This window comes from Flavobacterium okayamense (genome assembly GCF_019702945.1).
Lineage (GTDB): Bacteria > Bacteroidota > Bacteroidia > Flavobacteriales > Flavobacteriaceae > Flavobacterium > Flavobacterium okayamense.
Genome location: NZ_AP024749.1, coordinates 425,598 through 448,480, shown reverse-complemented (window position 1 = coordinate 448,480; position 22,883 = coordinate 425,598). Strand labels below are relative to the sequence as shown.

The 22,883-nt window shown below is 29.6% G+C and carries 13 protein-coding genes; 6 read left to right on the top strand and 7 right to left on the bottom strand.

From position 1 onward, the window contains the following. Positions 1–25: 25 nt before the first annotated feature. Complete coding sequence (lepA, locus tag KK2020170_RS02090; protein ID WP_221259156.1) at positions 26–1,822, bottom strand: translation elongation factor 4; 1,797 nt, start codon at positions 1,820–1,822, stop codon at positions 26–28. A 144-nt stretch (positions 1,823–1,966) separates the two neighbouring features. Here lepA and dusB point away from each other — a divergent pair, with 144 nt between their 5' ends. Next, the gene (gene dusB, locus KK2020170_RS02085; RefSeq protein WP_221259155.1) at positions 1,967–2,962 is read left to right on the top strand and encodes a tRNA dihydrouridine synthase DusB; all 996 of its coding nucleotides are present in this window, start codon (positions 1,967–1,969) and stop codon (positions 2,960–2,962) included. 5 nt (positions 2,963–2,967) lie between these two features. Continuing rightward, on the top strand, positions 2,968–3,297 hold the full coding sequence (locus KK2020170_RS02080; protein WP_221259154.1) for a hypothetical protein: 330 nt from the start codon (positions 2,968–2,970) through the stop codon (positions 3,295–3,297). A gap of 4 nt (positions 3,298–3,301) precedes the next feature. On the opposite strand, the gene KK2020170_RS02075 is transcribed toward KK2020170_RS02080, so the two are convergent. The 3 genes from KK2020170_RS02075 to KK2020170_RS02065 all read right to left on the bottom strand — a co-directional run bounded on the left by KK2020170_RS02075 (position 3,302) and on the right by KK2020170_RS02065 (position 12,707). Then, positions 3,302–4,222 (bottom strand): GYDIA family GHMP kinase, encoded by a 921-nt coding sequence (locus tag KK2020170_RS02075; protein ID WP_390641126.1) that lies wholly within the window; start codon positions 4,220–4,222, stop codon positions 3,302–3,304. A 117-nt stretch (positions 4,223–4,339) separates the two neighbouring features. After that, positions 4,340–5,656, bottom strand: coding sequence for a hydroxymethylglutaryl-CoA reductase, degradative (locus KK2020170_RS02070; protein ID WP_221259153.1), 1,317 nt, complete (start codon positions 5,654–5,656; stop codon positions 4,340–4,342). A gap of 37 nt (positions 5,657–5,693) precedes the next feature. Continuing rightward, complete coding sequence (locus tag KK2020170_RS02065) at positions 5,694–12,707, bottom strand: PAS domain S-box protein (RefSeq protein WP_221259152.1); 7,014 nt, start codon at positions 12,705–12,707, stop codon at positions 5,694–5,696. A 206-nt stretch (positions 12,708–12,913) separates the two neighbouring features. On the opposite strand from KK2020170_RS02065, the gene KK2020170_RS02060 reads away from it, so the two are divergent. From KK2020170_RS02060 to KK2020170_RS02045, 4 genes are all read left to right on the top strand, one after another. After that, positions 12,914–15,085 (top strand): S9 family peptidase, encoded by a 2,172-nt coding sequence (locus tag KK2020170_RS02060; RefSeq protein ID WP_221259151.1) that lies wholly within the window; start codon positions 12,914–12,916, stop codon positions 15,083–15,085. 41 nt (positions 15,086–15,126) lie between these two features. Continuing rightward, the gene (locus tag KK2020170_RS02055; protein WP_221259150.1) at positions 15,127–16,695 is read left to right on the top strand and encodes a peptide MFS transporter; all 1,569 of its coding nucleotides are present in this window, start codon (positions 15,127–15,129) and stop codon (positions 16,693–16,695) included. A gap of 123 nt (positions 16,696–16,818) precedes the next feature. Next, a complete protein-coding gene (locus KK2020170_RS02050; protein WP_221259149.1) occupies positions 16,819–18,630 on the top strand; it encodes a peptide MFS transporter in 1,812 nt (603 codons plus the stop codon). Positions 18,631–18,682: 52 nt separating this feature from the next. Beyond that, positions 18,683–19,144, top strand: a complete 462-nt coding sequence (locus KK2020170_RS02045) for a thioredoxin family protein (protein ID WP_221259148.1) — start codon at positions 18,683–18,685, stop codon at positions 19,142–19,144. Positions 19,145–19,148: 4 nt separating this feature from the next. On the opposite strand, the gene KK2020170_RS02040 is transcribed toward KK2020170_RS02045, so the two are convergent. The 3 genes from KK2020170_RS02040 to lpxB are packed head-to-tail and all read right to left on the bottom strand — an operon-like array spanning position 19,149 to position 22,883. Then, on the bottom strand, positions 19,149–21,161 hold the full coding sequence (locus KK2020170_RS02040) for a ComEC/Rec2 family competence protein (protein WP_221259147.1): 2,013 nt from the start codon (positions 21,159–21,161) through the stop codon (positions 19,149–19,151). Between the two features lie 9 nt (positions 21,162–21,170). Next, complete coding sequence (locus KK2020170_RS02035) at positions 21,171–21,740, bottom strand: C40 family peptidase (protein ID WP_221259146.1); 570 nt, start codon at positions 21,738–21,740, stop codon at positions 21,171–21,173. Positions 21,741–21,767: 27 nt separating this feature from the next. Next, positions 21,768–22,883, bottom strand: coding sequence for a lipid-A-disaccharide synthase (gene lpxB / locus KK2020170_RS02030; RefSeq protein WP_221259145.1), 1,116 nt, complete (start codon positions 22,881–22,883; stop codon positions 21,768–21,770).

Below are 22,883 nucleotides of genomic sequence, written 5' to 3'. Positions count from 1 at the left end.
TTAAATATTTAATGTAAAAAATATACTAATCGTTCAATTTTAAAACGGCCATGAACGCTTCTTGAGGAATTTCTACATTTCCTACTTGGCGCATACGTTTTTTACCTTTTTTCTGCTTTTCTAATAATTTACGTTTACGTGAAATATCTCCACCATAACATTTAGCCGTTACGTCTTTACGAAGCGCTTTAATAGTTTCACGCGAAATAATTTTAGCTCCAATTGCGGCTTGAATAGGAATATCAAATTGTTGTCTTGGGATTAATTCACGCAATTTTTCACACATTTTTTTACCAATGTTATACGCATTATCTTCGTGAATTAGTGCTGATAAAGCATCTACTTGATTAGCGTTCAATAAAACATCAAGTTTTACTAATTTAGATTGACGCATTCCTATTGGATGATAATCGAAAGATGCATATCCTTTAGAAACAGTTTTTAATCTATCATAAAAATCAAATACGATTTCTGCCAATGGCATATCAAAATTTAATTCAACACGCTCTGGTGTTAAATAGGTTTGATTGGTAATAATTCCTCTTTTTTCAATACATAAACTCATTACGTTTCCAACGAAATCCGATTTTGTAATGATAGTTGCTTTGATAAAAGGCTCTTCAACTCGATCTAATTTTGATGGTTCTGGTAAGTCAGAAGGATTGTTAACAATAATAGCTGTTTCAGGTTCTTTTTTAGTATACGCTAAATACGAAACGTTTGGAACAGTAGTAATTACTGTCATGTCGAATTCACGTTCTAAACGCTCTTGGATAATTTCTAAATGCAACATTCCAAGGAAACCACAACGGAATCCAAAGCCTAATGCGGCTGAACTTTCAGGAGCAAATACTAAAGAAGCATCATTTAATTGTAATTTTTCCATTGAAGCACGTAAGTCTTCAAAATCTTCAGTATCTACCGGATAAATTCCAGCAAATACCATCGGTTTCACATTTTCGAAACCAGTAATCATATTAGTTGTTGGATTCTTTGCATCGGTAATAGTATCACCTACTTTTACCTCTTTTGCTTCTTTAATTCCAGAAACTAAGTAACCAACATCGCCACTTGATATTTTTTGTTTTGGAACTTGGTTTAATTTCAAAGTTCCCACTTCATCAGCAAAATATTCTTTACCAGTAGCCATGAATTTGATTTTCTGGCCTTTAGTAATTTCACCATTAATAACACGGAAAATTACTTCAATTCCTCTAAAAGGATTGTAATGTGAATCGAAAATTAAGGCTTGAAGCGGTTCTTCTGGATCTCCTTTTGGAGCTGGAACTTTTTCAATAATGGCCTCTAAGATTTTATCTACACCAAAACCTGTTTTACCAGAAGCGTGAATAATATCTTCTAAATCACAACCAAGTAATTCCATGATGTCGTCACTTACTTCTTCAGGGTTGGCACTTGGTAAATCTACTTTATTTAAAACTGGAATAATTTCCAAGTCATTTTCTAAAGCTAAATACAAGTTAGAAATCGTTTGCGCTTGAATACTTTGAGCTGCATCAACAATTAACAATGCGCCTTCACAAGCCGCAATAGAACGAGATACTTCGTAAGAAAAGTCAACGTGACCTGGTGTATCAATCAAATTCAAAATATATTTTTCTCCTTTGTATTCATATTCCATTTGGATGGCGTGACTTTTAATGGTAATTCCACGTTCACGTTCTAAGTCCATGTTATCAAGCAATTGCGCTTTTTCTTCACGAGCTGTTACCGTTTGTGTAGCTGCCAACAATCTATCTGCCAAAGTACTTTTACCATGGTCAATATGCGCAATAATGCAAAAATTTCTAATATTCTTCATCTTCAAAAAACTATCGTTTTCCCTAAATACTATGGGATTCAATCTGCAAATATAATTCAAAGTTTTCATTAAAAAACAGCTATTTCTGTGAAGTAGTTATAAAAGTTTTAAAAAATCGTATTTTTGCAAAAAAATAATGCACTTATGCCCAAAATTGGCAACATAGATTTACCTGAATTTCCTTTGCTTTTAGCTCCAATGGAAGATGTGAGCGATCCGCCTTTTCGTAGATTGTGTAAACTTCATGGAGCCGATTTAATGTATTCTGAATTTATTTCTTCGGAAGGATTAATTCGTGATGCGATTAAAAGTCGTCAGAAATTGGATATTTTCGATTATGAACGTCCAGTGGGAATTCAAATTTTTGGTGGAGACGAGGAAGCAATGGCTATGAGTGCTAAAATTGTTGAAACCGTTCAGCCTGATTTAGTAGACATTAACTTTGGTTGTCCCGTTAAAAAAGTGGTTTCTAAAGGAGCTGGAGCTGGTGTTTTAAAAGATGTCGATTTGATGATTCGCTTAACAAAAGCAGTTATCAATAGTACATCGTTACCCGTTACGGTTAAAACGCGTTTAGGTTGGGATGAAGATTCGATAAATATTGATGAGGTTGCTGAGCGCTTACAAGATATTGGTGTGCAAGCCTTGAGCATTCATGCCAGAACAAGAGCGCAAATGTATAAAGGACATTCAGACTGGGCGCATATTGCACGCGTTAAAAACAATCCGAGAATTACCATGCCTATTTTTGGAAATGGCGATATTGATTCGCCTGAAAAAGCGTTGGAATACAAAAATAAATACGGTGTTGACGGAATTATGATTGGTCGTGCTGCGATTGGTTATCCTTGGATTTTTAATGAAATTAAACACTTCATGAAAACAGGCGAACATTTACCTGTTCCAACGATGAAAGACAGAATTGAAGCAGCTCGTAATCATTTGATTTGGAGTGTAGAGTGGAAAAATGAAAGAGTAGGAGTTGTGGAAATGCGTCGTCATTATACCAATTACTTTAAAGGTATTCACGGATTTAAGGAATACAAACAAAAGTTGGTGACTACAGATGGTTTACACCAATTGCTTGATGTATTTAAAGAAATTGAAGAAGTGTATGCGGACTATCAGTTTAGTGAATAGTTGATATGAAAAGCGACACTCCATATTTAAATAAATCCGTTACTATATATAGAATTTATGCTTATAGTCTATTAGTTACACTGATTTCAATTTTTGTGAAACCTTTGTTTACTGATTATAATTCTCTTTTTGATTTTTTAATTGCATTTCCATTATTAATTACAGCTTTTTTAGCGCCTATTGGATTATATTATGCAAATAAAAGTAGAAGTCTAAAAGAAGGTAATTCAACAAAAAGAGTAAGATTTTTTATAGGACATTTATTTTTCTCATTCATTACTATTGTATTAATGATAATATCATTTGTTGAAGTCTTTAGTGAGTTTAAAAGATAAATATTTACAACACCATCTCCTCGTAACTCAAAATTGTAGTATAACCTCTTTCTATAAAATAGTCTTTAGGGTTGTGTTTTGAAATAACCATAACAAAATCGCCGCCCCAAGCACCTAAACTTTTCACAACACCTTTTAAATCGGGAAATAATTTTTCTTTTACGGTTTCAGTTTCTAAAACATCGCTCATAATGGCTTGGTGTTTTTCCATTAAAAGTGCAAAATCACGACCTTCGGTTATAGCTAAGGCTTCATCAGTAATTGAAGAAATTTTCGCTATGGTTTTATCTACATGATGATGTTTTGCTAAATAATTGGCAATCGCAGCTGAGCTACTTTGCTTTTGATTTAAATACACAAAATGTATATTGTCTTTAAAAACTGGATTGAAGTTTACTTTTTCAAAAACGGGTTTTTCATTTTCTAAATGGTAAATAATTGGAGCATCAGTTTGTGCGCAAGCGACATCGTAACCACTTCCACCAAAACTTTTGCGTAATAACTCAAAAGCATCAATTTTTAACCATTGCGCAATGTTGTTGATTAAAGTGGATGAGGTTCCTAAACCCCAAAGTCGAGGGAAAGTTAAATGTGTTTTTACTTGATATCCTTCCGAATTAATTACAAATGTTGGGTTTAGTTTATACGCTTGGTGTAATATATCGATTAGTTTGTTTTTAATAGAATTGTTAGTTTCTGATTTTGTCTTATAAACTACTTCTTCAAATGTAATGATGTCTTGGAACCAAACCGATAAATCTTTATCGTAACTCGTCCAGTGAAAAGCAAATCCAGTATCTTTTTTTATTTCTAAGGTTTGACCGAATTTTGTAGGAACGGCTAATGCTTTGGCACCATCTAATACTACGTATTCGCCTGTGAGTAATAATTTTCCGTTACTGTAGAATTTTTTAGTTTCCATCATTTGTTTTTTAGCCCCGATTGAGCAATTGTTGGAGCTCTTTTATTTGTTTTTTGGTTGTCCACTCCGCTCGAACTGATAAATAAAAAGCGACTTGCGAAAGCGGGAAAAAGCTTCTAACTATTTTCTAAGATTTTCTAAATAATCTACCACTAAACTATGTGAAATGGTAGTGTCTTTAAAATAATCTAAAACTTGTTGTTTTTCTTCTTTAGTTGCGTGATGTTGGTTTAAGATATTCATAATGTGCATTTTCATATGCCCTTGTTGAATACCAGTTGTAGTTAACGAACGAACCGCAGCAAAGTTTTGCGCTAAACCTGTTACGGCAACAATTTTCATTAATTCTTCGGCTGATGGTTTGCCTAACATTTCTAAAGAAAACTTCACTAATGGATGTAAAGACGTTAATCCGCCAATGGTTCCTAATGCTAGTGGAACATCTAACCAAAAAGTAAAAATTCCGTTTTCTATTTTCGCATGTGAAAGACTTGAATATTGCCCGTTTTTGCTTGCATACGCATGAACACCTGCTTCAACAGCTCTAAAATCGTTTCCTGTAGCTAAAACTACAGCATCAATTCCGTTCATAATACCTTTGTTATGCGTAACGGCACGATACGGTTCGATTTCGGCAATTTTTATAGCGTTTACGAATTTTTCTGCAAATTCTTTTCCATCGATAGAAGCGGTATCACTCATATTTTCGACTGGACAAGAAACTTCTGCACGAACGACACAATTCGGAACATAATTACTCAAAATACTCATGATAACTTGAAGGTTTTTTTCATCTTCAGTAAAGTTATCATAATGATGTGCTTCGTTTTCCAAAGTTTTAGCAAATTGCTCTAAACACGTATTGATGAAATTAGCACCCATACTATCTTTTGTATTAAAAGTAGCATGAAGTTGGAAGTAATTGTCTAATTCTGAAGTTTTATCGCGCAGTTCGATATCGAGAATTCCACCACCACGTTTTTGCATGTTTTTAGTGAAATTTTCCGTATCGCTGAAAAACTTTGTCTTTATTTCGTTAAAAAATTGTTTTAATTTTTCTTTGTTTCCATTGAACAAGAAATGAACTTGACCAATTTTTTCTGTTCCAATAATAGTTGCTTTGAATCCGCCACGTTCACCCCAAAATTTTGCTGCTTTTGAAGCGGCAGCAACAACTGAGCTTTCTTCAATAGCCATTGGAATGGTGTAATCTTTTCCGTTGATTACGAAATTTGGCGCAACTCCATATGGTAAATAAAAATTAGTAATAGTATTTTCGATAAACTCATCATGAAGTTTTTGGATATTCTCATTATTGTTCCAATATTGTAAAACAACTTCTTTAGCTTCATTTGGATTATGGAAATACGTATTTACAATCCAATCTATTTTTTCTTCTTTTGAGAGTTTAGAAAAACCTTTTATATTTTGTGTCATGTGAGTGCAAAATTGAAATGCAAAGATAAGAAAGAGTTTAATTTTGAAGCTTGTTTATCCACTTAATAAGTGTTTCATCAAAAATTGTTTTATCTATAGGTTTTAAGATAAAGTCGTTCATACCAATATCCATACATTTTTCTTTTTCACCGGTTATGGCTCCTGCAGTTAGTGCAATTATTATAGATTTAGGATTTATTCTACGAATTTCTAATGTTGCTTCATAACCATTCATTATTGGCATTTGTATATCCATTAAAACAATTTCAGGTTTTTCATCATTGTAAATTTTTACTGCTTCTAATCCATTTTCTGCTTCTATTACTCTTGCTGATGGAAACTTTTTTAAGATTAAAGTTTTAGTAAGTAAAGCGTTAATTTTATTGTCTTCAACTAGGAGGATTGTTAATGGTTCATTATTTGAAGTTGTAGTTTTAGATTCAATTATTGATGCTTCATCATGAGCATTTAATTTATTTATGAAATTTTGAAGAATGTCTACTTTGATAGGTTTTACTATAATTTGGCAGTTTTTGTATTTTTCAAAATCTGAAAAATTACTTGTAGAGTTTAACATGATTAAAAATTCAATTTTAGGATTTTCTTTAATAAGACTAATTGTTTTTTTGTTTTCAATAAATTCATAATCTATCATTACTAAATCATGTTTTTTAGCATCTAAATCCTTTGTAGATTTTGAAAATGAAACATCAATTTTAAATTGTTTAAATATTTGTTCTAAAGATTTTATGACAAGCTCATTATCTTCAAAAATTAATGCGTGTTTAAATTTATTAAAGGTTAATTTTTTGTGGTTTTCACATAGTTCGGTTTTCAATAATAAATCAAAACTAAAAGTGCTTCCTTTGCCAACAATACTTTCAATTTCTAAATGACTATTCATCATTTTTAATAAATTATTAGTAATAGTTAGTCCTAATCCTGTTCCTCCAAAATTTCTTGTTGTTGAGCCATCTTCTTGTGTAAAAGCTTCTAAGATTTTCTCTTTATTTTCTTCTTTAATTCCAATACCTGTGTCTCTAACTGCAAACTTTATTTTAGAGATATCATTAACCTTACCAAGTCCTTTTACAATAATTTCTATTTCTCCTTTATGTGTAAATTTTATAGCATTACTTAGTAAATTTTGAATGATTTGTTTAATACGAAGTTCATCTACCCAAATAGCACAATCAACCTCAGGGTCAATAGTAATTATTAACTCAATTCCTTTTTGATGTGCACTAAATTTTAGCATATCAATGGATTCATTAATAATTTTAAATAAGTTAGATTTATGGTTGTCTAAAATTAATTTACCGGCTTCAATTTTAGAAATATCTAAAATGTCGTTTACAACGCCTAGTAAACTTATAGCCGATTGATTTACAGTATTTAAATATTGTTTTTGAATATCCGTTATAGTAGTGTTTAGTAATAAATTACTAAAGCCAATAATTCCATTTAAAGGTGTTCTAATTTCATGACTCATGTTTGCCAAGAAATTAGATTTTGCTTTATTTGAAGTTTCAGCAATTTCTTTTGCAAGTATTGCTTCTTCTACGTTTTTACGTTCAGTAATGTCTAAAAGAACACCTTCTAAGTATTCAATTTTACCTTCTATTAGAATACTTTCTCCATATTCTTCAATCCATACTATACTACCATCTTTTTTAATTAATCTACATCTAATTATAAATGGTTTTTTATTTTTTACTGCTGTGGCAACTTTTTCTAAAGCTTCATCTTTATCTTCAGGATGATACAAATCATAAAGCGCAATTTTGTTGTCGAAAAATTCTTTTTTACTGTAGCCCGTTAGTTTTTCAATTTCGTCATTAAGATAAATTTTTGTTCTTTTTTCGTCGTATTTAACCAAGTAAACAGCAGCTGGAATATTATTTGCTAATAATTTGAATTTTTCTTCACTTTCTAATACAGCATTCTGATTTTGTATTTTGATTAATGAAATAGCTATGTTGTTTGCTAATGTTTCAAGTGCAGATATTGTAAAACTATCCCAATTTTCTGAAGTTGTATAGGAGTCTATTCCTAAATATCCAATTAATTCATTATCGTGAATAATTGGAACAATTAGAGCAGAAATTAAATTTCTAGACTTTAATTTTTCTTTTAGCTTTTCATTTTTTAAATTCTCAACAACTAGATGAAAAGTTTCTTTATTTAGTAGTGAAGTAAACATTTCAGGTAAGTCATTAGATTTTAAACCTTGGTATTCAGGATTGTTAATTTTTAAAATATTATCTTTTTTAAACCATTCGAATCTTTGGTTAACTACGTTTGATTCTTTTATGAATTCGTAAAAGCAAATTCTATCTGAATTTATTACTCTTGTTAATTCCGCTAAAGAATCGTCAAAAAAATCATTGATATTGTTTTTTTGAATTAGCTTATTTGTATATTTTGATAAGTGTGCTAATACTTCATTTTTATAATTTGTTCTTTGCTGGTTTTCATATAACTTAGATTCATTTTCTATCCTAATTATTGTAGTAGAAATATTTGTAGCTAATGTTTTCAACGTCTGAATTTCAGTATTACTCCAAATTCTCTCATTTGTACAATCGTCAAAACCAATATATCCATAAAATTTTTGCTGATAGATTAAAGGAATAATTAAGATTGATTTTATTTTTTGTTCCTCAAGAATTTCTTTTAGTTCTTCATCTTTAATATTACTAACAATCGAATTATAAGGCACTGCTTTTAATAATTGTTCAATAAAATTTGGTAATAAATCTAATCGGATGTTTTGAAGTTTTGGGTTATTAATTTCTGCTAAATCTGTTTTTTTAACCCATTCAAATTTTTGACTTAATAAGTTTGTTTGTTGATTGTTTTCAAAATAATAAAATCTATCCGCATTAATTACCTTTGCAACTTTGCAAAGCGTATCATTAAAAACATCTTCTAAGTTGTTTTTTGTTAAAAGCTCTGTAGTCGCTTCATTAATTGCTGATAAAATTTCATTTTTATATCGTATTTCATCTTCAGCTTCTTTTCTTTTGATGGTTTCAATAGCAAGGGCAATAATATCAGATACTGTTTTTACAAAATTAATATCTTCATTAGTCCAGTTTTTAATTTCATTTGTGCTTTCAAAACAAGTAATTGCTATTAATTTTCCAGAAACATAAATAGGAATATCGAGGAGAGACTTGATGTTAAATTCTAAAAAATATGGATCTGTAAATTCGGTTAATGAAGGATGATTTAATACATCAGATGCAACAATTATAGCATCTCTGTTGATTGACTCAAAATATAATGGAAAATCTTTTTTATTTAAAGTTAAATCACTATAATGTTTGTTTTCGCTTCGAACATAAATATTGAAAAGTTCAATACTGTCTTTAGAGTTCGTCCATAGGCTTACCCGATCTATTTTTAAACCTACTGCTGCTTCTTCACAAATATGTTCAATAAGTGTTTTTAAGTCCTTAAACTTTAAAAAATTTAATGTGGATAGACGGTTTGAAATTGTAGTAAGATGATTGCTTCTTTCAATTCGTTCTTGTTCTTCTAATTCTTGAAGTTTAGAATTAGTTATATCTCTAATAATTGCAGAAAATCCAATTATATTATTTTGTTCGTCTTTCTTTATCGTTACACTTTGAGAAACCCAAATAAAATCTCCATCAGCTTTATTCAAAGGAAACTCTAAAATTTCAAATTCATCTACATCATCTTTTTGATTAGCATAAAAGTTTACAACATCTTTTCTAAATTCTTCCGGGATAAATTTTGAGAAGTGTTGTCCTACTAAATCTTTTTCTTTATATCCTAAATGTTTTAAAGTATACGAGTTGACATATAGAATTTTGCCAAAATTATCCATTTCATAGATTACATCTCTTGCAGATTGAACTAAGTCTGAATATTTCTTTTCAAGCGTTACTTTTTGAGTTATATCTTGTCCGTTTGCTACAAAAAGATTATCAGAATATTTATAATCTATCCATTGAATAAATTTATATTCGCCATTTTTACATTTTAATTTTCTAACATAAATCGAATTTGGTTTAAATTGTAAATTATAGTCTACTTTTTTAAAGTCACTGTCTTGAGTCAATTTCCAAAAGTTTTCGCCCATTACTTCTTCTGCAGTATAGCCAAGAATTTTTTCTATTGAATTGCCACAATAATTTACATTACCCATCTTGTCTGTTGCAATAGTTAATGTACTTGAATTGTCTATAATATTTTTAGAAAAAATGTATTTTTCATTAATATTTAAAGTGCCTATTCTTCTAGCGTAATTAATAAGTAAAATAACAATTGATAAAACAGCAAGTGAAATTATTTCAATCGAATCAACAATTCCACTTATGAATATAACAAGTAGAAAACTAAGACTGAATAAAATGAAATAGTTATATTCTTTAATTTTCGGAATAGCTATATAAGAATAGTAAAATATCATACTCATTTCAGCATAAATTACAATGTCGAAATGACCTAGTAAAATCCTCGAGAAAGTAAAGGCAGTAAAAAATAAAAAATAAACATATTGAATTTTACGCAGATTCTTTTTTGTAAAATTATTTAGGTTATAAAAGAAATAGACTCCAAGACAAAGAGCGCCCATAAAAAAATGAGCAAAAGTATCTATTGGCTCTCTATTCATAAACGCTAAATAAATTATTTCAGCAACTGGAAAAATTAAACCTAAATAAAGATAGTTTAACCTTAATTCACTGTCAGGAAAACTATTTTCTGTGAAATTTAAAACAAAGTTTTTGTTGTAATATGAGGTTGCTTTAATAATTTTTCTAAAAACTAAAATAAGTAGAATAAAAAATGGGATTAAAAACCACCATTTGTAGTAAAAAGGAGTGTCTATTTTAAAGTTAAATTCAGTTGTGTCATTTAGTTGATTTCCAAAAGCATCTACTTCTTTAACTTTGAAAGAATATTTCCCATAATCTAAGTTAGAATATGTAACTTTTTTTTGCGATGAAGCTTTAGACCATTTTTTATCAGCGCCTTCTAAGAAATATGAAAAATAATTATTGTTTTTTGGTGCTGCATTTATTAACGTAAATTCAAATGAAATTTGGTTTTGATTAGGTTTGAAGATGAAATTTTGTGGAGGACAATTAAAACAGTTTTCAGAATTGTTAATTTCCCATTGCTTATTTTGATTTAAAACGTCAATGTTTGTAATCGAAATCTTGGGAGAATATTTCTTTTTTATATCATAAAAAGGAAGAAATTTGAATAGACCTTTTACGGTTCCTAAGAAAAAAGTACCATCAACATCTGTTGCTTGCGCTCTAATGTTTGTTTCTAAACCTTTAAAGCCATTTTTAGAATTAAAGTTTGTTATAGATAAAATATTACCTTCTTTAGATATATTTAATTTGTCTATTCCTAAATTACTACCAAGGTAAATGTTTGAGTTTTTGTCGGCAGAAAGTGTAAAAATTAAGCCCGAAGACAATCCGTTATCGGTACTATACGTTTTTATTTTGTTGTCAATTATGCTGTAAAGTTTATTTCCTCCGGAAATCCATAAATTACCAAAGCTATCAATAGTTGAGGTATCAATGTTGCTTTTAATGATAGTTTTAGAAAAGTAAAAGTTTCCGTCGTTGTTTTCATATAAAATAAATAAACCTTGATTAGAACCTATATACCAACTATGGGCGTTAATTTTATCAATGGAATTAACATTTAAAACTAGATTTGGATGTTGTATTTGTTTAATTAAATTTAACTCATTATCAAAAAAACTAATACCACTATAGCCTCCAACCAAATATCTTGTGCTATCTTTCTTTATAAGATTAATTCTTGAATTATCTAAACTAGTATTTGTCTTTAAAAATACTTCTTTTCCATTTTCAATTTTATATAAACCTTTACCAGAGCCAGCTAGAATTAAATTATCATTTATACTTTCAAAACAATAAATTCGTTTGTTTTTTAACAAGGTTTTCTTAATTCTATATTCTTCAATTTCATCCTCAACTAAAAAATAAACACCTTTATCTAAAACGCTCACAAAAACGCCATTATTTGTGGCTTCAATTGCAAAAATTGAAGATGTGTTCAATTCAGGAATATTATTATAATTATATGAGGTTTGAAAACTTGTTTTTAATAATCCAGACTCAAGTGTTCCTATGAATAGTTGGTTTGCTTTATCTTGAAAAATGCAACTAGGATGTTTGCCGTTAAATCCATTTTTCTTGGTTATAAAGCTGTTATAGTTTTTTGAATACATAGATAACCCCTGTCCATTTTTACCAGCAATCCAAGTGAATTTACTTTTTCCGGTTAGCATACAAGCTATTGAAAATGGTTCGCCATCAGGAGTTATTAATTTTTCTAAAAAATCTAATTTATAATCATTGTTATTACAGGTTAGTTCAAAAACATCTCCATTTGAACTTCCTATAATTGCACTGTTTTTTGAAGTTTTAGAGATATTGAAATAACCATCTAATTCGGAAGGCTTAAAAGGAGATATTTCATTTTTATTAAATAAAAATAATCCATTATCTGTTGCAATAAAAATATTTGAATCTTCATTTTGGAAGTAAGAGTTTATACTTGAGATGTCTATGTTAAAATTTGCAACTTCTTCAATGGAATAGTCATCTTTGATTAATGTTATAGATTTATGACTTATACAGAAAACGCCTTCTTGAGATGAAATAAATTTTTGTATAGGAAAAGGGAAATAAATTTGTTTTACAAACTGCTTTCCATTAAACACTAAAACATTTTTATATTTAGTTGATACTATAATATTATTGTTTCTATCTTGAATTAAATCCAAGATATTAAAACCTTCTAAGTCTTTAAATTTATTGTAAGTATTAAATTTTTCACCATCATAACTCACAATACCAGCACCAGCTGTACCAATCCAGATTAAGCCTTTGTTGTCTTGTATAATTGAAGTTACTGTAGATGAGGGCAATCCATTTTCTTGATTATACAACTCATAGTCATAGACTTGGCAAAATGCCAATTGTGATGTAAAGAAATAAAAAATGACTAGCAGTAATTTCTTCAGCATAAACAAATTATAATGAGTTTAAGACTTTGAATTTACTAAAAGTTGTTGATAAATCAATTAAATTATATTGTAAAATTAAATTTATTTTAAAATCAATTTTTGTTTTACAATTTTTGGAGGGGAATTAAAAATTGCCTTTTAACAAAAAATATGGTGTAAGTGTCATATTTTTTCACTAAAATTGGGGGTTTTTTTACTTAGAAATTATGAAATTATTAAAAATTACCTTCTCATTTTTATTATTCATTACTTTTTCTGTTCAAGCTCAGAAAAGTATCACATTAGAAGAAATTTGGTCAGGAGCATTTAGAACTCAAGGAATGGATGAGTTAAATGCTATGAAAAACACTAATCAATATACAGTTTTAAATTTTGATCGTGCTTCTCGCTCTATGCAAATCGATTTGTTTGATTATGCTACTTTAGAAAAAGTTTCTACTTTAGTTGATTCAAAAGATTTTTCAGAATTGAGCGGAATAGACTCTTATACTTTTAATCAAAAAGAAAATCAAATTTTAATTGCTAATAATTCTGAACAAATATTTCGTCATTCTTTTACAGCCGATTATTATTTGTATGATATGGCATCAAAAAAGCTAACTAAAATAGCTGATTACCAAATTCAAGAGCCAACTTTTTCACCTGATGGGTCAAAAATTGCTTATGCTTATCAAAATAACTTGTTTGTTTATGATATTGCTTCAAAAAAGCATATGCAAATTACAAATGATGGAAAGAAAAATGCAATTATAAATGGTATTACAGATTGGGTTTACGAAGAAGAATTTGCTTTTGTAAGAGCATTCGATTGGAACAAATTAGGTAATAAAATTGCTTATATCCGTTTTGATGAATCTCAAGTTCCAGAATTTTCAATGGATATGTATAATCAGGGCCTATATCCTACACAAGTTAAATTTAAATACCCTAAAGCTGGAGAGAAAAATGCTGAGGTTTCTCTTCATATTTATGATGTAAATACTAAACAATCTAAGCAAGTCGATTTGTCAAAATATAATGATTTTTATATCGCCAGAATTGAATGGACAAATGATGCTAACACATTAAGTGCTCAAGTTTTAAATCGCCATCAAAATAATTTAGACTTACTTTTTGTTGATGGGAATTCGGCAACATATAAAGTGGTTTTAAACGAAAAAGATAAAGCTTATGTCGATGTAACCGATAATTTAACTTTTTTAGCTGACAATAGTTTTATTTGGACTTCAGAAAAAGATGGTTTCAATCATATATATTATTACGATAAGAATGGAAAATTAAAAAATCAAGTAACAAAAGGAAATTGGGAAGTAACTTCTTATTATGGTTTCGATGAAAAATCGAAAACTGTTTTTTACCAATCGGTTGAAAATGGTTCGATAAATAGAGATGTTTACAGTATCGGTTTAAACGGAAAAAACAAAAAACGTTTAACTAGTGAAACTGGAACTAATCGAGGAACTTTTAGTCCAAATTTTCAATACTTCATTAATTCGTTTTCAAGTGCTACAAAAGCGCCCAACTTTACATTACGCAATGCAAAAAACGGAGGTTTAGTTAAGGAAATCGTTAACAATGATCCATTGGAGCAAAAACTAAAAAATTACAATCTGCCAGATAAAGAATTTTTTGAACTAACAACTGAAAAGGGAAATAAATTAAACGCTTGGATTTTAAAACCCGTAGATTTTGATGCTACAAAAAAATATCCTGTTTTTATGTATCAATATTCTGGACCAGGTTCGCAACAAGTAGATAATTCTTGGAATGGTTACGACGATTATTGGTTTAAAATGCTTACACAAAAAGGTTATATTGTAGCTTGTGTAGATGGAAGGGGGACTGGTTTTAAAGGTGCTGAATTTAAAAAATGTACCTATAAAGAATTAGGAAAATATGAAGTCGAAGATCAAATTGATGCGGCAAAAGTTTTAGCAAAATACGATTATGTTGACGCCAACAGAATTGGAATTTTTGGTTGGAGTTATGGTGGCTTTATGGCTTCAAATTGTATTTTTCAAGGAGCCGATGTTTTCAAATCAGCAATTGCTGTAGCGCCAGTTACAAGTTGGAGATATTACGATTCAATTTATACTGAAAGATACATGCAAACACCACAAGAAAACGCTAGTGGTTATGATAATAATTCGCCAATTAACCATGTTGAAAAATTAAAAGGAAACTTTTTATTAGTTCATGGAACGGCTGATGACAACGTACATGTTCAAAACACTATGAAAATGATTGAAGCTTTGGTGCAAGCAAACAAGCAATTTGATTGGGCAATTTATCCTGATAAAAACCACGGAATTTATGGTGGAAAAACACGTCTTCAATTGTATACAAAAATGACCAATTTTATCATAAACAATTTATAAAATAGGCAATTTAAGCCTTCATAATTTTTAATTTTTTAAATATGGATTTTTCATTAGGACTAATAATTTTTGGATGGATTTTTTGCTTGATATGGATACCTATGGTAATCAAAGCAAATGTTAAAATACACCCAAGAGCACTTTTTGTTTGTTTCTTTGCAGAAATGTGGGAACGTTTTTCTTATTATGGAATGAGAGCGTTACTTACTTTGTATATGGTTAAGGTTGTTTTTCAACAAATAGCTAGCGGGGAGGCAGATGTAAAATCTCTTGCCATTTATGGGACTTATACAGCTTCAATCTATCTCGGACCTATTATTGGAGGGATGATGGCAGATAAATTTTTAGGCTTTAGAAAATCTATTTTATTAGGAGGAGTATTAATTAGTATAGGTCATATAGTATTAGCTGCTCAAGGATTAGTAGCAGAAACTAATGAGTTTTTCTTTTTTATTGCACTTTCATTTATTGTAGTGGGTACAGGTTATTTTAAACCAAATATTTCAAGTTTCTTAGGTAAATTTTATGAGCAAGATGATCCTAGAAAAGATCCTGCCTATAATATTTTTTACATGGGTATTAATGTAGGAGCATTTTTATCTGCTTTAACTTGTGGTTATTTAGGAGAAAGTGTAGGTTGGCATTGGGGATTTGGTTTAGCCGGAATTGGGATGTTTGTTGGGTTAATTGTCTTTTGGAAAAATCTTAAACATTTTGAAGATAAAGGACTTGTTCCTGATGATAAATTTGATACACAAAGTGTTTTTGCGGGTCTTAGTATTAATAAGATAATTGTATTATTGAGTTTTCTTGCAGTTCCATTATGGGCTATATTATTTAGTTACGACGATGTTTTTAAAGTTGGATTAACTGGAATTACAGTTGTTGTTTTAGCATATTTGATTTATCTAAGCACAAAATACGAAAATGGTTCAAGATTATTAGTCGTTTTAATATTGTTTGTATTCCACGCAATGTTTTGGGCTCTATTTGAGCAAGCAGGAGGTTCATTAACCTTAATTACTGATAGATTTGTGGACAGATTTATTGGTAGTTCAGAAATTCCTGCTTCACAATTTCAAGCTCTAAATGCATTGTTTATAGTAATTTTTGCACCAGTTTTTGCTTGGCTTTGGATGAAACTTAACAAACTAAAATTAGAACCTAGTACACCATTAAAGTTTGTGTATTCATTAGTTCTTTTAGCTTTAGGATTTTTAATTATTGTATTAGGTGCAAAATCAGCAATGGCCTCAGGTGATAAAATTGTTATTTGGGCGATTATTTTCATGTACCTATTTCACACTTTAGGAGAATTATGTTTATCTCCAGTGGGATTATCTATGATAACAAAATTATCACCATCTCATATAGTAGGTTTTACAATGGGAGTTTGGTTTTTATCTTATTCGGTAGGAAATAAAGTAGCTACCGAAATTGGAAAATTAATTACCGTTGGTGAAATTGGTGAAAATGCTTCAATGTCTGAGCAAATAAATCCTTACGTAGATGTTTATCTTCAATGGGGTGTTTATGTTGTTTTAGGATGTGCAGCAGTTTTACTTTTATTAGTGCCATTGCTTAAAAAACTTATGAAAGGAATTCATTAAAAATCAATAAATTTTAATTGTAAATTAATTTCATATTGGTTTTGGTGCTTTACTTTTAGTATTTTCGCCTTTTATAAAGAAATTAATGCAAGGAGTAGATAAAGAACTAAATAATTAATCATTATGAGTCAAAATTCAACAGATCAATTTTTTAAAAACCCTGTTTTAGGACATCCAGCAGGTTTATTTGTATTGTTTTTTACAGAAATGTGGGAGCGTTTTTCATTCTATGGAATGCGAGCTCTTTTAATATTATTCTTAACAGCTTCAGTCTTTGGTGAAATGCCAGGTTGGGGTTGGACTAGAGAAAATGCATCCGCTCTATTTGGTTCATATGTAGGGTTAGTGTACTTGTCTACTATGTTAGGAGGTTATTTTGCTGATAAAATAATTGGTTTTAGATGGGCTGTTGTAGTTGGAGCAGTTTTAATGACTTTAGGTCACGCCTCTATGGCAATAGAAACTGAATTTTCAATCTATTTAGGTTTGGTTCTTTTAGTTTTTGGAAATGGATTTTTTAAGCCTAATATGACTTCTATTATTTCTGAAATGTATAAGGATAGACCAGAAAAGAAAGACGGAGCATATACTTTATTCTACATGGGTGTAAACGCAGGAGCTTTCTTCGGAATCTTATTATGTGGTTATTTAGGTGAAAAAGTGGGTTGGACATATGGCTTTGGATTAGCTGGTATTTTTATGTTCTTCGGTATGTTACAATTTTGGTTGTCCCAAAATATCTTCGGAGATATTGGATTAAAGCCAACTGCAGAAAGTAAAGCAAAATCTGAAATTGGTGATACCGATAAAAGAAACCCTTTTACGACAATCGATTTAGTTTTAATCGGTATTTCTTCTGTTTTAGGATTACTATGGATTTTGAATGATCCTGCTTCAAAAATTTCAAATGGAGAAATTGATATTTTTGGATTTTTAGGTGAAAATGGGAATAATATCGCTATTGTTTCAGCATTAGTAATTTTTATTGGACTTTTAATTTCTAGGCTTTTACGTTATTCTCAAATTACAAGAGAAAAAATGATTGCTGTTACATTCTTTGCATTTTTAACGATTTTCTTTTGGGCAATTTTTGAGCAATCACCAAATTCGCTAACCATTTTTGCCAGCGATTATACAAATAGAGTTCTTGAGGGGAATTGGAGTACATTCTTCTTAATTATAAACTCATTAATTACAGTTGTTCCATTAGCAATTATTACTTGGGTATTATACTTGTTGTTCAAACAAACTTTTAAAAATTACGCTGTAGCAAATATCATTTTATCAACGAGTTTTGTAATTATTTGGGCAATTGCAATTTGGATGTTACTAAAAGATTTTTATTCTGCAGGTTATTTAGCACTTTCAGATTCAACTTTAGAATTCTTAAAAATTGAAAAAGTAACTAGCCCTATTACTGAGGTTCCGGCAACATGGTTCTCAACTTTAAATTCTTTATTTATTATTTCATTAGCACCATTATTTTCAAAATGGTGGGAAAGTAAATACAATCCAAATGCGAATATGAAATACGGTATTGGTATGGGATTATTAGCATTAGGGATGGCATGTGTGGCTATAGGTGCAACAGGTATTGAGCCTGGAGCAAAGACTGCTTCTGTAAGTATGATTTGGTTGATTTTAGTGTATTTGTTCCATACTATGGGTGAATTATGTATTTCACCAGTAGGTTTATCTTATGTATCAAAATTGGTTCCAGCAAGAATGATTGCTTTTATGTTTGGAGTTTGGTATTTAGCGGTTGCTATCGGTATGAAAGGCGCAGGTAAATTTGGAGAAAACATTGATAAAATTGCAAACGAACACGGATTAAGTTACTTCTTTTGGATGTTGACTATAGTGTCTATAGTAATGGCTATTTTTGCGGTAATTATGACTCCAGTGATTAAGAAACTAATGCATGGTGTTAAGTAGGTTACAAAAAATGGCATTCTTTTTGTCTACTTTTGAATAAAAATAAAATATAATGAAGAGATTTTTAATTATTGCGGTTTTAATTGTTTCAAGTTTTGTGTCACAAGCTCAAGAATTAAAATGGCATACTGATGTATCTGATGCTGCTAAGATTGCATTAGAGCAAAAGAAACCTTTAATGATGTTTTTTACAGGTTCAGATTGGTGTGGATGGTGTATTCGTTTACAAAAAGAAGTTTTTCATAAACCTGAATTTGCTAAATGGGCAAATGATAATGTTGTTTTAGTAGAATTGGATTTTCCTAGGAAAACACAGCAAAGCGAAGAATTAAGAAACCAAAACTATTCTATGCAACAAATGTTCGGAGTAACGGGTTATCCTACAATATGGTTTGTTAATCCTGTTCAAAAAGAAGGTAAAAAAGTAAATTTAGATGCTTTAGGAAATATTGGTTATGAACGTGGAGGTCCTGAAGTTTGGATATCTAAATCAAATAAGATACTTAATAAGTAATTTTTTACTTTAACTTATAAAATCCCTTTTCAGCAGTTGCATGAAAAGGGATTTTTCTTTTCTCGCAAGTAGCTTTCCATTTTTCAACTTTGTAATATGGGTTACTGTTGTCTACAATTACTTGTTTAGGATGTGTTTCTTCTAATACTCTATCAAAATTAATTTTCGGATTATTGGTAATTATTAAATGGGTTGGTTTTTCGATTATAGGATAGTAAATACTATCAATAATTAGAATTTTATTGTTTTTAAATAAATAAATGTTTTCTAAACTTGAAATATTAAAATCATCCCCAAAGCTTCCTCTTTTATAGTGATTAATCGTATTGGAATTAAACTCAATATCATTAGTATAAAATGAAACGGAGTTGTTGTATTTCAAGCTTATTATAGGTTTCTGACTATTGTAAACTATTAATTCATTTTTAAAAGTAGATTCTTGTTTTGTAAATAAAAAGCCTACTTGTAAGAAAATTATACCAAGTAAAAACGTTTTAAAGTTTTTAAAGGTTCTTTTATGAGTCCAAAAGATGAATGAAATTATGATAAAATAACTTAGTAAACATAAAATTTCATTAAATGAAATATTGCGAATTATAAATAGTTCAAATTTTGAAATCCATTCAGCATAATTGTTTAAGATTGAAATTAAAAATTCTAAAATTTCACCAAAAAGAATAGACAATTTAGGAAGTAATACGTTAAGAATAAGTGTTGTAATTCCTATCCATAAAATAAGTATTGTTAATGGAATAACTACAATATTTGCTATCAAGAATAAAACAGGAAACTGATTAAAATAGAATAAACTTAGAGGTAAAACACCAATTTGCGCAGCAATTGAAACTAGTGATAAATCGATAAAGAATTTAATAATTTTCGAATTTGAAAAATGAAAATAATGAAATATTGGATTCAAAGAAACTATTGCTAAAACTGCTGCATAACTCATTTGAAAACCTACGTCAAAAATAAAATTAGGATTAAAGAGTAGTAATAGTAAAGCGGAAAAAGCTATAGTATTATAAATATTTGAATTCCGATTTAAATAATTTCCGATGGCAATTACTGTAAACATGGTTACGGATCTTGTGACTGAAGCCGATAAACCTGTTATGATAGCAAAACTCCATAAGAAAATGAGAATTAAAATAAGAGCAATTAATTTTCCGTTTTTAATTCTATGGAAGGGTTTAAATAGTGTTAGTAATAGTAAATATATAATTCCGACATGTAGACCTGAAATGGCTAAAATGTGAATTATACCTGCATTTGAATATTTTGCTAGCGTTTCTTGGTCTAATAGTTTCCTTTGTCCAAATAATAACGAATTTAGTATTGCATTTGTTTTTGAATCAAAGTGATGAATCGCATAACTATCTATTAATTTATTTTGTACCGAATACCAAAATGAATTCCAATTTTCATGATGATGCAGTACAATAAAATCATTGTTATTCAAGAAAACTTGATGGAAAATATTCTGGTTTTTTAAATAAGTAGCATAATCAAATTGATAAGGGTTAAAAGTATTCGGGATGTTTTGAAATTCAGAAATAAATGCAATTTCATCGCCAGGCACCAATCCTTTTTGATTGTTTTTTCTAACGTAAATCAATATTTTCCCATTAACTTTTTCAGAATTTACTTCAGTAATGGCTACTAAATGTTTAGTGTTTTTTGCGGTTGACTTTAGATTGGATAGTATTGTACCCTTTACACTTTGTGAATTACTCGAATTAATTCTTTTAGAATAGTGATAATCGGAATTTGGATTATAATTTAAATGCTGAATTATTGTTCCAATATTAAAAGCAAGGATATATGTGATTATTCCAAAATTAATTGTTGGTTTCCAACTTCTTTTTTCTTTAATCCAGAATATTCCTAATGTAATAAGAAAAAATAGTAAAAATAGTAGTAGTACTAAGAAATTGAGATTTAAATAATAATTAAACACAATCCCTAAACTTAAAGAAATAGTGAAAGGAATTAAAGGATAAGCAAAAACTTTCACTAGCTATTCTTAATTTAAAACTCTATTAATTTGTGCAAATGTTTTGTTATAATAATCATCTGAAGTAGATGAAACTATAACGCCTTTACTGGTTGAAGCGTGTACAAATGTAATTTGGTCATCATTTATTTCCGTGATAATTCCTACATGGTTAATTACACTTCTTCCGTTAGTTTTAAAGAAAATTAAATCGCCAGGAAGTGCTTCGCGTTTTTTTATCTTTTTGCCATGTCGAGACATGTCAATTGAAGTTCTAGGTAATCGAACATCATGATTTTCATAAGTGCTAAAAACCAAACCTGAACAATCCATACCTTTTTTGTTTGTTCCTCCTAAACGATATTTAACCCCAACATTGTCTAATGCATCTTCAACAATTTGTCTGTTTAAGCTAGGAATACTAGTTTTTTTAGAAGAACTTTTTCTAGTTGATTTTTTTGGAGTTGAAGTGGTTTTAGAGTCATAATCATAAATTCCTTTTTCAATAGCCTCATCTTTAGAGGTTACAATGTTAGAACTCGATTTACAGGCTACAAAACCGATTGAAATTAGTAAGGCAAATAGTATTTTTTTAAGCATTATTTTGGCTTTTATGCTAAAGTAAAATTATTTTTTAATTCTCGAAACAATTAATTGTGCAGTTTTTTCACTTGCTCCAATTCCACCAAGTTTTTCTTCTAAAATAGTATAGTTTTCAAGCATTTTTTTACGATTTATGCCTTCTAAAATTTTACTTAACTCGACTTTTAAATTTTTAGTATTCAATTCTCCCTGAATTAGCTCTTTTACGACTTCTTTATCCATAATTAAATTTACCAAAGAAATAAACTTTAACGTTATTATTCGCTTTGCAATTTGATAAGAAATCCAACTTCCTTTGTAGCATACCACTTCAGGAACTTTAAATAAAGCGGTTTCTAAAGTTGCTGTCCCCGATGTAACTAAAGCAGCATGTGAAACACTTAGCAAATCATAGGTTCTGTTTGAAATAAAATGAACGTTTTTGTTTTCTAAATATGGTTTATAAAGTTCAAAATCTTGACTAGGTGCCCCAGCAATAAGGAATTGATACTCTGGAAAATCTTTTACAACCGAAACCATTATTTTTAGTTTGGTATTTATTTCTTGTTTTCGACTTCCTGGCAATAAGGCTATTATTGGTTTTTCGTCAAGTTGATATTCTTTTCTAAATTCGGTTTCATTTACAGCGCTACGATTATTAATGGCGTCAATTAAAGGATGTCCAACAAAATCTACTGCATAGTTATGTTTATTCTCGTAAAAATCTTTCTCAAAGGGAAGAATTACATACATAAAATCGACATCGCGTTTTATGGCTTTAATTCGATTTTCTTTCCAAGCCCAAATTTGAGGTGAAATATAGTAATGTGTTGGAATCTTTTTTTGTTTTGCCCAAGTTGCAATACGCATATTGAAACCAGGGTAGTCAATAAAAATTATAACATCAGGTTGGAATTTTTCAATATCATTTTTGCAAAACTTTATATTGTTCAATATGGTTTTTAAGTTAGCAAGCACTTCAATAAATCCCATAAATGCTAGTTCACGATAGTGTTTTACTAAAGTTCCTCCAACATTTTGCATTAAGTCGCCTCCCCAAAATCTAATTTCAGCTGCTGTATCTTCTTTGTATAGAGCTTTCATTAAATTTGAACCATGTAAATCGCCTGAAGCTTCTCCTGCAATGATATAATATTTCAT

Excerpts from the sequence above, each read along its gene's own strand:
- lepA (WP_221259156.1), bottom strand. The coding sequence starts at position 1,822 with ATGAAGAATATTAGAAATTTTTGCATTATTGCGCATATTGACCATGGT.
- dusB (WP_221259155.1), top strand. The coding sequence starts at position 1,967 with ATGCCCAAAATTGGCAACATAGATTTACCTGAATTTCCTTTGCTTTTA.
- KK2020170_RS02080 (WP_221259154.1), top strand. The coding sequence starts at position 2,968 with ATGAAAAGCGACACTCCATATTTAAATAAATCCGTTACTATATATAGA.
- KK2020170_RS02075 (WP_390641126.1), bottom strand. The coding sequence starts at position 4,222 with ATGATGGAAACTAAAAAATTCTACAGTAACGGAAAATTATTACTCACA.
- KK2020170_RS02070 (WP_221259153.1), bottom strand. The coding sequence starts at position 5,656 with ATGACACAAAATATAAAAGGTTTTTCTAAACTCTCAAAAGAAGAAAAA.
- KK2020170_RS02065 (WP_221259152.1), bottom strand. The coding sequence starts at position 12,707 with ATGCTGAAGAAATTACTGCTAGTCATTTTTTATTTCTTTACATCACAA.
- KK2020170_RS02060 (WP_221259151.1), top strand. The coding sequence starts at position 12,914 with ATGAAATTATTAAAAATTACCTTCTCATTTTTATTATTCATTACTTTT.
- KK2020170_RS02055 (WP_221259150.1), top strand. The coding sequence starts at position 15,127 with ATGGATTTTTCATTAGGACTAATAATTTTTGGATGGATTTTTTGCTTG.
- KK2020170_RS02050 (WP_221259149.1), top strand. The coding sequence starts at position 16,819 with ATGAGTCAAAATTCAACAGATCAATTTTTTAAAAACCCTGTTTTAGGA.
- KK2020170_RS02045 (WP_221259148.1), top strand. The coding sequence starts at position 18,683 with ATGAAGAGATTTTTAATTATTGCGGTTTTAATTGTTTCAAGTTTTGTG.
- KK2020170_RS02035 (WP_221259146.1), bottom strand. The coding sequence starts at position 21,740 with ATGCTTAAAAAAATACTATTTGCCTTACTAATTTCAATCGGTTTTGTA.
- lpxB (WP_221259145.1), bottom strand. The coding sequence starts at position 22,883 with ATGAAATATTATATCATTGCAGGAGAAGCTTCAGGCGATTTACATGGT.